Genomic DNA, 14983 nt, shown 5'->3' with positions numbered 1-14983 from the left:
AAAAATATGAGCTTTACTCAAGAAAACTATTGACGCTTACGTAAATCTGGCGTGAAATGCGCGGTGATCGAGCGTGGTTGCCGCTCGTATGGCCGCACCCGGCCTCCCCATCCGAATTCGAGGAGACGTTCATGAGCAATGTGCCTGGTTTGCAGTTCGCGCTCGGCGAAGACATCGACATGCTGCGCGACGCAGTGGCCAATTTCGCCGCGAAGGAAATCGCGCCGCGCGCGGGCGAGATCGATCGCGACGACCAATTCCCCATGGATTTGTGGCGCAAGTTCGGCGAACTGGGTGTGCTCGGCATGACCGTTTCCGAGGAGTACGGCGGCGCGAACATGGGCTACACGGCGCATATGGTCGCGATGGAGGAGATCTCGCGGGCATCGGCCTCGGTCGGCCTCTCGTACGGCGCGCACTCGAACCTGTGCGTCAACCAGATCCACCGCAACGGCACGCCGGCGCAAAAGAGCAAGTACCTGCCCAAGCTCGTGTCGGGCGAGCACGTGGGCGCGTTGGCGATGAGCGAGCCGAACGCCGGCTCCGACGTCGTCAGCATGAAGCTGCGCGCGGACAAGCGCGGCGACCGTTACGTGCTGAACGGCACGAAGATGTGGATCACGAACGGCCCGGACTGCGACACGCTCGTCGTCTACGCGAAGACGGATGTCGAGGCGGGTGCGCGCGGCATCACGGCCTTCATCGTCGAGAAGGGGATGAAAGGGTTCTCGGTCGCGCAAAAGCTCGACAAGCTCGGGATGCGCGGCTCCCATACGGGCGAGCTCGTATTCCAAGACGTCGAAGTGCCCGAGGAAAACATCCTCGGCCAACTGCACGGCGGCGTGAAGGTGCTGATGAGCGGGCTCGACTACGAGCGCGCCGTGCTGGCCGGCGGCCCGACGGGCATCATGCTCGCCTGCATGGACGCCGTCGTTCCGTACATCCACGATCGCAAGCAATTCGGCCAAGCGATCGGCGAGTTCCAACTGATTCAAGGCAAGGTCGCCGATATGTACACGACGCTGCAGGCATGCCGTGCCTATTTGTACGCCGTCGGCCGTCAACTCGACACGCTCGGCAAGGACCATGTGCGCCAGGTGCGCAAGGACTGCGCGGGCGTCATTCTGTACACCGCGGAAAAGGCCACGTGGATGGCGGGCGAAGCGATCCAAGTGCTCGGCGGCAACGGCTACATCAACGAGTATCCGGTGGGCCGTTTGTGGCGCGACGCGAAGCTCTATGAGATCGGCGCGGGCACGAGCGAAGTGCGCCGGATGCTGATCGGCCGCGAGCTGTTCGCCGAAACGCTTTGATGCCGATCCAACTTTAAGTACGTTCTTCGCGACGGAGCATCGAGCCCTATGCCGATCATCGAAAGCAAGTTGAACCCGCGCTCGGACGAATTCCGAGCGAACGCCGCCGCGCTGGAGGCGCTCGTCGCCGATCTGCGCGCGAAGGTGGCCCACCTCGCGCAAGGCGGCGGACAAGCCGCGCGCGACAAGCACGTCTCGCGCGGCAAACTGCTGCCGCGCGATCGTATCGCGCAGTTGCTCGACCCGGGGACGCCTTTCCTCGAATTCTCTCAGCTCGCCGCCTTCTCGATGTATCACGATGCCGCGCCGGGTGCCGGCATCATCACCGGCATCGGCCGGATCGCGGGGCAAGAGTGCGTGATCGTCTGTAACGACGCCACGGTCAAGGGCGGCACGTACTACCCGATGACGGTCAAAAAGCACGTGCGGGCGCAAGAGATCGCGGCCGAGAATCGGTTGCCGTGCGTCTATCTCGTCGATTCGGGCGGCGCGAACCTGCCTAATCAAGACGACGTCTTTCCCGATCGCGATCACTTCGGCCGCATCTTTTTCAACCAAGCGAACATGTCGGCCGCGGGCATCGCGCAGATCGCCGTCGTGATGGGCTCGTGCACGGCCGGCGGTGCCTATGTGCCCGCCATGAGCGACGAATCGATCATCGTCAAGAATCAAGGCACGATTTTCCTGGGCGGCCCGCCGCTCGTGAAAGCGGCTACGGGCGAGGAAGTGAGCGCCGAAGACCTCGGCGGCGGCGACGTCCACACGCGGCTGTCGGGCGTGGTCGATCATCTCGCGCAAAACGACGCCCACGCGCTCGCATTGGCGCGCGGCATCGTCGGTAAGCTCAATCGCACGAAGCAGCCGAGCGTCGCGATGCGCGAGCCGAAGCCGCCGCGCTACGACGCGCAAAGCCTGTATGGCGTGATTCCAGCCGATACGCGCAAGCCGTTCGACGTGCGCGAAGTCATCGCGCGGATCGTCGACGATTCGGAGTTCGACGAATTCAAGGCGCGTTTCGGCACGACACTCGTCACGGGCTTCACCCATATCTGGGGGCACCCCGTCGGCATCGTCGCGAACAACGGCATCTTGTTCTCCGAATCGGCCGTAAAGGGCGCGCACTTCATCGAGTTGTGCTGCCAGCGCAAGATTCCGCTCGTGTTCCTGCAAAACATCACGGGCTTCATGGTGGGCCGCAAGTACGAGAACGAAGGCATCGCGCGCAACGGGGCGAAGATGGTGACGGCCGTCGCCACCGCGAAGGTGCCGAAGTTCACCGTCATCATCGGCGGCTCGTTCGGGGCCGGCAACTACGGCATGTGCGGCCGCGCGTATTCGCCGCGCTTCCTGTGGATGTGGCCGAACGCGCGCATCTCGGTGATGGGCGGCGAGCAGGCCGCGTCGGTGCTCGCCACCGTCAAGCGCGACGGCATCGAAGCGAAGGGCGGTACGTGGAGCGCCGAGGAGGAAGAGGCCTTTAAAAAGCCGGTGCGCGAACAATACGAACACCAAGGGCACCCGTACTACGCGAGCGCGCGGCTCTGGGACGACGGCGTCATCGATCCCGCGCAGACGCGCGACGTGCTGGGCTTAGGGTTGTCGGCCGCGATGAATGCGCCGATCGAAGACACGCGCTTCGGCGTGTTCAGAATGTAAGGCGTCGTCCTTCGCACGGAGACGATCAATGTCAATGCATTACAGCATGCTGGAAATGGCGTTCGCGGGGCACGTGGCAACCGTCACGCTCAATCGCCCGGACGTGCGCAACGCCTTCAACGAAACGACGATCGCCGAGTTGACCGATGTGTTCGCGAAGCTCAATGCGCGCGAAGACGTGCGCGCGATCGTGCTGGCCGCCAACGGTCCCGCGTTTTGCGCGGGGGCGGATTTGAACTGGATGAAGAAGATGGCGGCGTTCTCCGACGAGGAGAACCGCGTCGACGCACGGCGTCTCGCCGACATGCTCGCGGCCATCTATCGTGTGTCCAAACCCGTCGTCGCCCGCGTGTCGGGCGATGCGTTCGCGGGCGGCGTGGGTCTGGTCGCGGCGTGCGACATCGTCGTGGCCGTCGATAGCGCGCGGTTCTGTCTATCGGAAGCGCGTCTCGGTCTGATTGCCGCGACGATCGCTCCGTACGTCGTGCGTGCGCTGGGCGAGCGTGCGTCGCGCCGCTACTTCACGACGGCCGAGCCGTTCGATTGCGCGACCGCGCAGCGCCTCGGGCTCGTGCATGAAATGGCCACGGCCGATACGCTCGACGCCACGATCCAAAAGATCACGGCCGCGCTGTGCGCGAACGGGCCACAGGCCGTGCGCGAATCGAAGCGCCTCGTGCAGGACGTCGCCGGGTGTCCGCTCGACGAAGCTTTGATCGACGATACCGCTCGCCGTATCGCGCGGATACGCGCGAGCGACGAGGGGCGCGAGGGCGTTGCATCGTTCCTCGAAAAACGCGCGCCGGCTTGGCGTGATTGACCGCAACCGATAGCCGCTCCATTGCGAGACATTCCATGTTCAACAAGATTCTGATTGCAAATCGCGGCGAGATTGCTTGCCGTGTGGCGGCGACGTGCAAGCGGCTAGGCATCGCGAGCGTCGCGGTGTATTCCGATGCCGATGCCAACGCCAAGCACGTCGCGGCGTGCGACGAGGCGGTGCATATCGGCGGTGCCGCGGCGAGCGAGAGCTACCTGCGCATCGAGCGCATCATCGACGCCGCCGTGCGTACGGGCGCGCAAGCGATCCATCCGGGCTACGGCTTTCTCTCGGAGAACGAGGATTTCGCGCAGGCATGCGAGGCCGCGGGCCTCGTATTCATCGGCCCGCCGGTTTCCGCCATCGCCGCGATGGGCTCGAAGGCCGCGGCCAAGGCGTTGATGCACGCGGCGGCCGTGCCGCTCGTGCCGGGTTATCACGGCGACGAGCAAGACGCGGAGCTGCTCCAGCGCGAAGCCGACGCGATAGGCTATCCGGTTCTGCTCAAGGCGAGCGCGGGCGGGGGCGGTAAGGGCATGCGCGTCGTGGAGAAGAGCGAGGACTTCGCGCAAGCGTTGGCTTCGTGCAAGCGCGAAGCGGCCAGCAGCTTCGGCAACGATCGCGTGCTGATCGAAAAGTATTTGACGCGGCCGCGCCACGTCGAGGTGCAGGTGTTCGCCGATAAGCACGGCGGCGCGGTGTATTTGTTCGACCGCGATTGCTCGGTCCAGCGCCGCCATCAGAAAGTGCTCGAGGAGGCGCCGGCGCCGGGTCTGGCCGACGAAGTGCGCCGCGCGATGGGCGAGTCGGCCGTCGCCGCCGCGCGCGCCGTCTCGTACGTAGGCGCGGGTACGGTCGAATTCATCATGACCGACAGCGCGTTCTACTTCATGGAGATGAACACGCGCTTGCAGGTCGAGCACCCGGTGACGGAAATGATCACGGGGCAAGATCTCGTCGAATGGCAATTGCGAGTCGCGGCCGGCGAGCCGTTGCCGTTGCGGCAGGATCAATTGCGGATCGACGGCCATGCGATCGAGGCGCGCGTGTATGCCGAGAATCCGGCGCGCGGCTTCTTGCCTTCGACGGGCACGCTCAAGTATCTGCGCATGCCCGAAGGCGTCGAATTCGCGATCGGCTCGCCCACGCGCGCGCCGGTTCGGATCGACAGCGGCGTGCGCGAAGGCGATACGATCACGCCGTTTTACGATCCGATGATCGCTAAGCTGATCGTTCACGGCGCCGATCGCGCGGAAGCGCTCGCGCGTTTGAGCCGGGCGTTGCAGGCGTGCGAGGCCGTGGGTCCGCAAACGAACGTGGCGTTCCTGCAGCGCATCGTCGAAAGCGAACCATTTGCAACGGCCGATTTGGATACCGGGCTTATCGAACGCCATCATGCGGCGCTGTTCGCGCCCGTCGAGAAGCCATTCAAGGAAGCGTTGGCGCTCGCATGCGGCGCGCTGCTCACGCGCGAAGGCGGGCTCGCGCATGGCGCCTCGCCGTGGGATGGGTTGTCGCATTGGCGCTTGAACGGCAGCTATCGACAAACGATCGAATGGCGCGACACGGACAACGAGCACGCGTTTCAGGTCGTCTATGGGCGCGAGGGTGAGACGCGTACGCTCGAACACGACGGTGCGCGTGAAACCTTCGACTGGTGGCGCGGGAGCGAGCCGCATACCTTCGGCGCGCGTTTGGGCGAAGCGCGTATCACCGGGCGGGTATTCGTCGACGGGGATCTTTTCCACGTTTTCTGCCAAGGTTCCGCGCTCACGTTCGAATGGCAGAACCTCTTGGCGCACGCGGCCGACGCGGAGCACGGCGAAGGGCGGTTGACGGCGCCGATGCCGGGCAAAGTCATCGCAGTGCTCGTGGAGCCGGGCGCGGTCGTGGAGAAGGGCGCGCCGCTGATCGTGATGGAAGCGATGAAGATGGAGCATACGATCGGCGCGCCGGCATCGGGCACCGTTGCGGAAGTGCTTTACGCCGTGGGCGATCAAGTGGCTGACGGCGCGCAGTTGCTGGTCATGGAAGCGCAGTAAGCCGAACCCGGGGGCACCGGCGCGTTCGCCATCGAACGCGCCGGTGCCCCATCGTCATTGCAAAGTCATTGCAACGTACCCCAGCGCTCGACCGCGGGTTCGGCCGACGCCCACTTCCACCGTCCGCCTTGTTGGCACGCACTTGCGGTAAACCAATCGACCTTCGCATCGGGTTTGTCGCCGTCGACGACCGAGAAGGCGAATTCCTTGCAACTCGTCAATGCGGTGTCGAAGGCGCGGATCACACGCACTTCCCCATGGCCGTTCTCGATCGGGAGCGTGTGGCTCACTCGCCACGGCTGAGCTGCGCCTACGGGCATCTCGCCGACCAGCATGGCGATCGCGTCTTGCTGATCTCGATGCATGACGAGCATATAGCGGTTGACGGCTTCGTCCGTCGCCGCCTGCACGGCGATACCCACGCCGATTCCGACCGCCGGATTCGAGGTGACGACGCCCGTCGCGACACCGGCGGCCGCGCCGCTGGCTGCCCCGATCGACGAGCAGCCGGCGAGCGCCGCGCCGGCGCCGGCGCATACGAGCGCGGCCAGCATCATGCGCGCGCTCATTGCAGGGCACCCCAGCGTTCGGTAGCGGGTTCCGCCGAGGCCCATTTCCATGCATTGCCGTCCCGGCAGATCGATGCGACGTAGAAGGCGCTCGAGGCGGGCTCCTTCTTCGTCGCGTCCTGATCGACGGAGAATACGATTTCCTTGCAGTCGAGCGCGCCGGTGCTGATCGTGCGGCTCACGGTCACGCGGCCGTGTTCGTCGGCTTCGATCGCTACTGTGTGCTCCACGTCCCATGGTGCGACCGCGCCGACCGCAAGCGGCCCCGCCACCGCGGCGATGGAGTTTTGCGTGTTTCGGTGTACTACGCGCTCGGTGTATTGCACGCCGGCTTTCGCAGCGGCGACGGCGCCCAGGCCGATACCGGTGGCCACGGCCGCGTTCCGCGTGACTTTGGCCGCCAGGGCGGCGCCGGCAATACCGGCACCGGCCGAGGCGCTTTCGCCGTACAACGAGCTGCAAGCGTTCAGATTCGCAATGGCCGCCGCGGCCAGTACGGCGATCGCAAACCGCTGCTTGGTGAATTGCATGTTGCCTGCCTCTTGGTTCTTACTTTTTGCATTGGCTTTCGGATAGCACGAAGCAAGCCGCCTAGCGGGTCGACTCCCTTGGCCCGCCGCAAACCGCGCGGCGCGTGCATTGCCGCGGCATTTTGCAGGATCGGATTGGATAATGGCAGTCAAAAAATGCAAAAAATTGCAAACGGCGAGTTGAATCGGCTATTCGATTACAACGGGGCCGCTGCCGTACATCCATGATCGAGGAGCGTTTCGGCGGAGCCTGTGCCGCCGTCGGTATCCAGGCTGCTGTTGAGGACTAGCCAGCCTGCCTCGGAGGCCGATGCCCCGGCACCCGTCACGAAGATCGTTTGGCTCGCCATGACGTCGGGGCTCGACCTGGCGCCGGCGACGAGATCGAAGGGATTGAAGTCGAACGCCGGACCCGGAATGCGCATGATGCGATAGCGGGTGCCGTCGATCGTGTCCCAGGTCCACACTCGCGGCGGGTCTTCGCGGTGCCGGGCGAGCGCGGCTGTCGCATCGGCATGCATGCAGTCGATATGGATATGCAATTGCTCCTGGGAGCGGCGCATGGCGGAATTGATCTCGAGACCGATTCGATCGTCGGGGAGCGGCGCGCGCCGGGCGCGCTTCAAGGCGGCCTCGACGTAACGGCGCGCGTCCCACGCATCGGCCCAGTAATTCGGTGCGTTAGGCGTGAGCAGCAGGGGACTTTCGACGCCCGAGATCCGGTCGGTCGGAATCAATAGGTGCTGGGCGACGCCGGATCGATCTTTCAATAACGCATAGCGTCCCGGCAGATCGACGGTCGCGCAGATGCCGGTTTTTCCCGTCGTGCGCGCGGCCGGCACGCAGTCGAGATCGACGATCTGCCACAGCGCGTTGGGGTCGGCGGCCGCGAGTACCGAGCAGCCGGCCGCGAACAGCGCGGCGCATGCGGCGAGGATGAAGGATCGTCGGGGCGATCGCAACGAAAGGGACATGGCTTGTCGCGTGCGGGCAGGTTGCGAGACGCGGCAATTCTGGCATGAAACGAAAACGGACGGCGTCCGGCCGAGCAGACGCCGTCCGCCGGCGCACCGCCGCCGTCGAGGGCGGTGCGCCGGGTGATTCGACAAATTTAGAACACCTTCGTGAGCGTTGCGAAGAACGTCGTTTGCAACGGGTTGGACACCGCGATATTGCCCGACGAATCGGGCGCCCCGGTCGTGTAGCGGTCATAGACGTTCGTCGCGCCCCAGCCCTTGGTCACCGCGCCGGTCAGCGTCCAGCCGCCGTCGAACGTCTTGGAGACGGCGACCTTCGCGTCTTGCCAGTTGTAGGCCGAGAAGTTCTGCACGCGTTGCCAGCCGTAGTGGACCAGCAACGAGACGCCGTGCGTGAGGTCGATGTTCGTGTTCAAGTCGAGGTAACCCGAGCCGCGACTGTTTTGGCCGCTGCCAACGCCGAGCGATTGGCTGTCATAACCGAAGTAATTCGGCGTATAAGTAAGCCAGTACTTGGCGGTGAACCACTTGTACGTCAGCGCGGCGACGAACTCGCCGTAGTTGTAGTTCGTCGCGCTGGCCGACATGCGCGCGCCCGGATACACGTAGTAGTACACCGTGCCGGTATACGACAGATCGCCGAGCGAGCCGCCATAGCCGCCGTATAGATCCCATTCGACGCTGCCGCCTTCGATGAACTTGCTGCTGACGGTCGAGAGCCATGTGCCCGCGAACAAGCCGTTCGGATTCGTATAGTCGAAGCCGCCTTGAATGGCAGGCTTGCCCCACGTTTGGCGGAAGCCGCGCGAGACGTACTGCGATGCAAGGGTGACGTTGGCCGTGAACGGCGACGCGGCCGGTGCGGCGGCGCTCGGGGCCGATGCTGCGGCAGCCGGTGCTGCGGCAGCCGGTGCTGTGGCGGCCGGTGCCGCAGCGTTCGTTCCGGTGGTATCGGCCGTTTGCGCGAGTGCGGCACTCGCATGCAGCGATCCGATCAATAGCGCCGCGCTGCCGAGAGCAGCGGACGATAGGCGTGACTGGGTCTTGCGTTGACTCATAGTGCGCTCCGTCGTCGTTGTAATCGGTCTCGCGACCTGCCCGGATTCCAATCAGGTACGGATCCGGTTGGCTGAGTATTGCCAGCCGATATGCGCGGTGCGCACGCATTTTTGGACGGGAATCTGTCGTTTCGCGACACGGGTCACGCATACGAGTGTTGCATTCGAGCCTCGGAGCCTTATGCTACGGCGCTCGGCGTGAATGGCGGCCGCAGCGGCGAAACCGCTCGTGTCGCATTTTCGCAAGCGTGCGTCGGAATTCGTCGGCCGCACGGGGATTTTTCTGGCAACCATGTAGGCAGACTGTGCAGGCGTCGGCCTGCCGCAAGGAGACGGAAGAGATGAGTTCACCGAAGGTGATGGTGCAGGGTCTATGCAAGGTGTTTGGTGCAAACCCTAAGCAAGCGCTCGATATGCTGGCGGCCGGTGCGACGAAGGATGAAATCTTCGCTCGCACAGGGCAGGTCGTCGGCGTGCACGACGTTTCGTTCGATGTTCAGGAAGGCGAAATATTCGTCTTGATGGGGCTCTCGGGCTCCGGCAAGTCGACGTTGATTCGCCTGATCAATCGGCTCGTCGATCCGACGGCCGGCAAGGTCTTGATCGACGGCCGCGACATCGCCACGGCGCGGCGCAGCGATTTGACCGCGCTGCGCCGCACCGATATGAGCATGGTGTTTCAGTCGTTCGCGCTGATGCCGCAGCGCACCGTGCTCTCGAACGCCGCCTTCGGCCTCGAAGTGGCCGGCATCGCCCGCAAAACGCGGGAGGCGCGCGCCATGGCGGTGCTCGAGCAGGTGGGGCTTGCGCCGTTCGCCCACAAGCTGCCCGCCGAATTGTCGGGCGGCATGCAGCAGCGCGTGGGGCTGGCGCGGGCGCTGGCCGTGAATCCTTCGCTGATGATCATGGACGAAGCTTTCTCGGCACTCGATCCGCTCAAGCGCAAGGAAATGCAAAACGTTTTGCTGCAACTGCAAAAAGAGCAGCGCCGCACGATCATGTTCGTTTCGCACGATCTGGAAGAGGCGCTGCGTATCGGTAACCGCATCGCGATCATGGAAGGCGGGTGCCTCGTGCAGCTCGGCACGCCGCAAGAGATCATCAGCCGCCCGGCCAACGACTACGTACGCGCCTTCTTCGAGGGCGTCGATACGAGCCGTTATTTGACGGCGGGAGATCTGATGCAAACCGATGCCGTTCCGCTCGTGCGCCAACTCGATGCGGCCGGCGTGGCCGCGTCCCTCAACGGCAGTGCGGATTTTGCGTTCGTGCTCGATGCCGAACGAAAAATCCGTGGTTTCGTCACACGTGACGCGCTGGGACAGAGTGCACCGAGCGTCGCGCAGGTGGAGTGCATCGCGCGCAGCGCGACGCTCGAGCATGTCGTTTCGCGCGTCGTCGCGCATACGCGCGCGCTCCCGGTCGTCGACGACGACGGCTGTTATTGCGGCTCGGTCGATCGCGCCGTTGTTCTGAAAGCCATCACGCGTACGAGAGGCTCCCATGTCTGAACTCATCCCGCTCGGCACTTGGGTCGACGAATCGGTCCACTATCTGCTCGATCATGACAGCCAAACGTTCGATATGATCGGCCGCGGGATCGACGGTCTCGCCGGTCTCGTCGAACACGGTCTGCAAGCTATCCCGATGTGGGCGTTGATGGCTGTCTTCGTCGGCGTCGGCCTGTGGCGCATCGGCTGGCGCTTTGCGCTATTTACGCTGCTCTCGCTGCTGCTCATCTATGCCACCGGCTTCTGGGATCAGACCGTCATCACGCTGGGGCTGACGCTGTCCTCGACGTTGATCAGCCTCGTGTTCGGCATTCCGCTGGGCATCTGGACCGCCAAGGACAAGCACGTGGCCGTGATCGTGCGGCCCATCCTCGATCTGATGCAGACGATGCCGGCGTTCGTCTACCTGATTCCGGCCGCCATGCTGTTCGGTCTGGGCCGCGTGCCGGGCATCTTGTCGACGGTCGTGTTCGCGATGCCGCCCGCGGTGCGCCTTACGAGTCTCGGCATTCGCCACGTCAATCGAGAGATCGTCGAGGCGGGGCAGGCATTCGGCTGCACGCCGTGGCAATTGCTCTACAAAGTGCAGTTTCCCAACGCGTTGCCCTCGATCATGCAGGGCGTGAACCAGACGATCATGATGGCCCTCTCGATGGTGATCATCGCGTCGATGGTCGGCGCGGGCGGCCTCGGCAACGATGTCCTCGCGAGCATTCAGCGCTTGGATATCGGCTTGGGCTTCGAGAGCGGCTTGTCGGTCGTGCTGCTCGCGATCGTGTTGGATCGCATCACCGAAAGCTTCGGCCGCACGCCCGGAATGGCGAACGCGCCGCGCTTCAAAGGCCTGCGCAGCGTGATGCGGTTGCGCGCCGGTGCCCAGCAACCGATGACGCAAAGCTGACCTGCGCGAGGCAAGCATGACGCCGGCCACCGTGATGCAGCCCGAACCCGTGGAGTCGAGGCCCGTTCATTTCGGGTTTCTGACGCTGCCCAACTTCTCGATGATCGCTTTCACGAGCGCCGTCGAGGTGCTGCGGATGACGAACTACGTCAGCCGCGGGACGCACTACCGCTGGTCGGTCGTCTCGAGCGACGGCGTGCCGGTGCGCGCCAGCAACGGCGTGACGGTCACGCCGACGCGCACTCTCGAGGAGGCCGGCGTCCCCGATGTCTTGATCGTGTGCGGCGGTACTCAGATTCGTAGCGCCGTGGATACGCGCGTGAAGGCGCTGCTGGCCGACCTCGGCGCGCGCGGGGTGCAGCTAGGCGCCATTTGCACGGGGGCCTACGCCTTGATGAGCGCGGGGCTGCTCGACGACTATCGCTGCACGGTGCATTGGGAGGATATGTCGTCGCTGCACAACGAGTTTCCGCGCGTGAAGTTCCGCGACGAGCTCTTCGTCATCGACCGCGATCGAATGACGTGCACGGGCGGCACGGCGCCGCTCGATTTGATGTTGCACCTGGTGGGCGAGCGGCTCGGGCGCGATCTCGCCGCGCAGGTATCGGCGCAATTCATTCTCGAACGCATCCGCAGCGCCAACGATCATCAACCGATTCCCGTCGATGCCCGCATCGGATTTTCACGGGCGGAGCTGATCGAGGTCGTGCGGCTGATGGAGGCGAACATCGAGGAGCCGCTCTCGCTCGAAGAACTCGCGCGGCTCGTGAGGCTGTCGCAACGGCACTTGCAGCGCATGTTCAAGGTGTACCTCGACGTGTCGCCGACGCATTACTACCTATCGCTGAGATTGCGGCGCGCGCGCGACCTGCTGCGCACGACCGATGCTTCGATCGCACGCGTAACCAGTGTGTGCGGGTTTCAGTCGCCGTGCCACTTCAGCAAGGCGTACCGGGCGCAATTCGGTTACGCGCCGAGCCGCGAACGCCGGCAAGTCAATTGATTCGAAGTCGATGTTTAGGAGTCCTTGTAATACGTCGAAGTATTTTTGAAAACGGCGATGAGCCGACATAATTGCGCGATTGAGGAGAGTCTAATGAACCAACGCTTGACGAAAGCAGGCTGGGCTTTGGCTGCGGCCGCCCTGGTCACGACGAGTGCTTATGCCTCGGATTCGGCCGTGTGCCGCAACGTGCGCTTCGCGGACGTCGGCTGGACCGATATCGCGGCCACGACGGGGCTCGCCTCGGCGGTGTTCGAGGGGCTGGGCTACAACCCGACGAAGACGATCGCGTCGGTGCCGATCACGTTCGCCGGTATCAAGAGCAAGCAGATCGACGTATTTCTCGGCTATTGGTCGCCGACGATGGACCCGATGATCGAACCGTTCGTCAAGGCGAAGCAGATCGAAGTGCTCGGCACGCCGAATCTGACCGGCGCGAAATACACGCTCGCCGTGCCCGATTACGTCTACAACGGGGGCCTCAAGTCATTCGACGATATTCAGAAGTTCGCCGATAAACTCGGCGGGCGCATCTACGGTATCGAGCCTGGCAACGACGGCAACGCGTTGATCCAGAAGATGATCACGGGCAATCAGTATGGGCTGGGCAAGTTCAAGCTCGTCGAATCGAGCGAAGCGGGCATGCTCGTGCAGGTGAACAAGGCGATTCGCGAGAAGCAATGGATCGTCTTCCTCGGTTGGGAGCCGCACCCGATGAACGTGCAGATGAAGATCGACTATCTGAATGGCGGCGATGCGGTGTTCGGGCCGAATTACGGCGAGGCGAAGGTCTTCACGGCCACGCCGCCCGATTACTCGACGCGTTGTCCGAATGCGGCGAAGCTCGTGTCGAACCTGCACTTCACGACGGATATCGAAAACCACGTGATGATGCCGATCATGGACAAGCAAGACCCGAACAAGGCGGCCACCGCGTGGTTGAAGAAGAACCCGCAGGTACTCGACAAGTGGCTCGCGGGCGTGACGACGTTCGACGGCAAGGATGGACTGGCCGCGGTGAAGTCGTATATCGCGTCGCATTGAAGGCGGACGTTCGCCCCCGGGGGCGGACGATATTCGCATCGCTGCGGTAGGGTGGTCTTACTCGATGCAGCAATTTGAAACGGGCCGTTCGGCCCGTTTTTGTTTTAACCCAGGGTATACGGTGTTCGGGCGAAGCGGGCGTGGGATACGATCGGGGTAATTCATTCCGATTCCGACGGCGAAACGGCCAGCCGACGTCGGGCGGATCCATCATGGACAGCTTTTGTCGAGGGCCCACCGCTATGAGCGGAAACCGTGAATTCGTCTATCCGACTGAAGAAGAAGATGCGGCGATTCGGCTCGGTATCGCTGCGGACCCGGACACTCGGGAGCTAAGCGACGAGGAGTTCGGACGGCTCCGCCCGCTCAGGGAAATCCTAGCCAAGCGCCGTGCGGCGACGCAAAAGAGAAGAGAGTAGAAATCAACAAGTCAGACACCCGCCCCCGAGGCCAAAAAATACTCGTCACAAACCTGCTCGTCCGGCGCGCTTCCCGCGCGCTGTTCTCGAAACGCCACGGGCGGCATCCCGTACTGTTTGCGGAATTCCCGCCCCAAATGCGAGGCATCGGAAAAGCCGCAACTCGATGCGATATCGGCCACCGTTCGATCGGAACTCGTGAGCAACCAAGCCGCCGTGCGCAGCCGCACATGCTTGGCGAACGTCTGCGGCGACTTACCCGTTTGCGCTTTGAAAAGCCGTTCCAACTGACGCGGCGATAAATCGAGCTTGCCGGCCAATTCCTCGAGCGTCAACGCACGCCCCAGGTGCTGCTCCATCAGCAAGATCGCGCGCTTGATCTTCGGATGCGTGGCCGGCTCGAGCCCCGGCGGATGAGGCTGCGGGGCGTTGCCGCTTTGCATTTCTCCAACGAGCAAAATCCGCAGCGCCTTTTGCACCGTCGCATGATCGAAATGCCGCAGCAAAATAGCGGCGGCCACATCGATCGACGCGCGTCCCCCCGAACACGTAATGCGCCGCCGGTCGATCACGAATAGGCGATCGGCCACCAGCATTTGCACGTCGGTATGCGGAAAGCGCTCGATGAAATCCCAGTAGTGAAACCAACTCACGCATACGCGATGGCCATCGAGCACGCCGGCCCGCATGAGCGTAAACACCCCCGTGCAAATACCGACCATCGTCGCGCCATTGGTCGCGGCACGACGAATGAAGGCCAGCGTATCGTCGTCCGCTTGGGGACCGGAATGCAGCAATCCGCCCACGACGACGATGTAATCGAACGGCTCCGACTCGTCGAACGTCTCCCACGGCGTGATTTGAATCCCGCAACTGGCGCGCACCGGAGCGAGGGTTTTTCCCACGACGCTCCACGCGCAGCGTACGGGCTTGCTGAAGTCGCTGTCGTCCGCCGAGAGCCGCAGCATGTCGACGAAACCCGAGAACGCCGTCAACGTGAAATTCGGCAGCAGCACGATGCCGAACCGGATGCGGGTGCGCGGGGGAGTAGTAACCAGCGGTGACGATTCGACTGCGTTCATGCTGCTCGGCAATAAGTAGGGCGCAACGACAGGGTAGCCTCGATATGCTCCCGGGTTT

At 63.6% G+C, this 14983-nt stretch carries 12 protein-coding genes and 1 pseudogene; 8 read left to right on the top strand and 5 right to left on the bottom strand.

Going from position 1 to position 14983, the window contains the following annotated elements:
• The first annotated feature begins 131 nt into the window (after positions 1–131).
• From C0Z18_RS05640 to C0Z18_RS05625, 4 genes are read left to right on the top strand one after another with little or no spacing between them, the layout of a single operon-like run.
• Positions 132–1313 carry an isovaleryl-CoA dehydrogenase gene (locus C0Z18_RS05640; protein WP_102644578.1) on the top strand — a complete coding sequence of 394 codons (1182 nt, stop codon included), beginning with the start codon at positions 132–134 and terminating at the stop codon, positions 1311–1313.
• Between the two features lie 48 nt (positions 1314–1361).
• A complete protein-coding gene (locus tag C0Z18_RS05635; protein WP_102644405.1) occupies positions 1362–2969 on the top strand; it encodes a carboxyl transferase domain-containing protein in 1608 nt (535 codons plus the stop codon).
• Positions 2970–3003: 34 nt separating this feature from the next.
• Positions 3004–3789: an enoyl-CoA hydratase/isomerase family protein gene (locus tag C0Z18_RS05630; RefSeq protein ID WP_102644404.1), complete on the top strand. Its 786-nt coding sequence runs from the start codon at positions 3004–3006 to the stop codon at positions 3787–3789.
• Positions 3790–3824: 35 nt separating this feature from the next.
• A complete protein-coding gene (locus C0Z18_RS05625) occupies positions 3825–5831 on the top strand; it encodes an acetyl/propionyl/methylcrotonyl-CoA carboxylase subunit alpha (RefSeq protein ID WP_102644403.1) in 2007 nt (668 codons plus the stop codon).
• 65 nt (positions 5832–5896) lie between these two features.
• Here C0Z18_RS05625 and C0Z18_RS05620 read toward each other — a convergent pair whose 3' ends face one another.
• The 4 genes from C0Z18_RS05620 to C0Z18_RS05605 form a co-directional block, all read right to left on the bottom strand.
• Entirely contained in the window at positions 5897–6400 is a 504-nt protein-coding gene (locus tag C0Z18_RS05620; protein WP_233217123.1) for a hypothetical protein, read from the bottom strand.
• Positions 6397–6930 carry a hypothetical protein gene (locus C0Z18_RS05615; RefSeq protein ID WP_233217116.1) on the bottom strand — a complete coding sequence of 178 codons (534 nt, stop codon included), beginning with the start codon at positions 6928–6930 and terminating at the stop codon, positions 6397–6399. Before C0Z18_RS05615 ends, C0Z18_RS05620 begins: the two co-directional genes overlap by 4 nt.
• A gap of 197 nt (positions 6931–7127) precedes the next feature.
• Entirely contained in the window at positions 7128–7904 is a 777-nt protein-coding gene (locus tag C0Z18_RS05610) for a CDP-diacylglycerol diphosphatase (RefSeq protein ID WP_102644401.1), read from the bottom strand.
• Between the two features lie 137 nt (positions 7905–8041).
• A complete protein-coding gene (locus C0Z18_RS05605) occupies positions 8042–8965 on the bottom strand; it encodes a TorF family putative porin (RefSeq protein ID WP_102644400.1) in 924 nt (307 codons plus the stop codon).
• A 224-nt stretch (positions 8966–9189) separates the two neighbouring features.
• On the opposite strand from C0Z18_RS05605, the pseudogene C0Z18_RS05600 reads away from it, so the two are divergent.
• The 4 genes and pseudogenes from C0Z18_RS05600 to C0Z18_RS05585 all read left to right on the top strand — a co-directional run.
• A pseudogene (locus tag C0Z18_RS05600) lies at positions 9190–10476 on the top strand (quaternary amine ABC transporter ATP-binding protein); the annotation flags it as partial.
• Positions 10469–11377: a choline ABC transporter permease subunit gene (choW, locus tag C0Z18_RS05595; RefSeq protein WP_102644399.1), complete on the top strand. Its 909-nt coding sequence runs from the start codon at positions 10469–10471 to the stop codon at positions 11375–11377. The pseudogene C0Z18_RS05600 and the gene choW, both read left to right, overlap by 8 nt.
• Positions 11378–11393: 16 nt before the next feature.
• Positions 11394–12380, top strand: coding sequence for a GlxA family transcriptional regulator (locus C0Z18_RS05590; RefSeq protein ID WP_102644398.1), 987 nt, complete (start codon positions 11394–11396; stop codon positions 12378–12380).
• Between the two features lie 93 nt (positions 12381–12473).
• On the top strand, positions 12474–13424 hold the full coding sequence (locus C0Z18_RS05585) for a choline ABC transporter substrate-binding protein (protein ID WP_102644397.1): 951 nt from the start codon (positions 12474–12476) through the stop codon (positions 13422–13424).
• Positions 13425–13854: 430 nt separating this feature from the next.
• Here C0Z18_RS05585 and C0Z18_RS05580 read toward each other — a convergent pair whose 3' ends face one another.
• Positions 13855–14925 carry a GlxA family transcriptional regulator gene (locus C0Z18_RS05580; RefSeq protein WP_102644576.1) on the bottom strand — a complete coding sequence of 357 codons (1071 nt, stop codon included), beginning with the start codon at positions 14923–14925 and terminating at the stop codon, positions 13855–13857.
• Positions 14926–14983: the final 58 nt, after the last annotated feature.

Origin of the sequence: Trinickia dabaoshanensis (assembly GCF_002879885.1) — a bacterium.
In the GTDB taxonomy this organism is placed as follows: Bacteria; Pseudomonadota; Gammaproteobacteria; order Burkholderiales; family Burkholderiaceae; genus Trinickia; species Trinickia dabaoshanensis.
The sequence above is the reverse complement of the archived record's forward strand: the minus strand, read 5'-3'. Positions and strand labels throughout refer to the sequence as shown.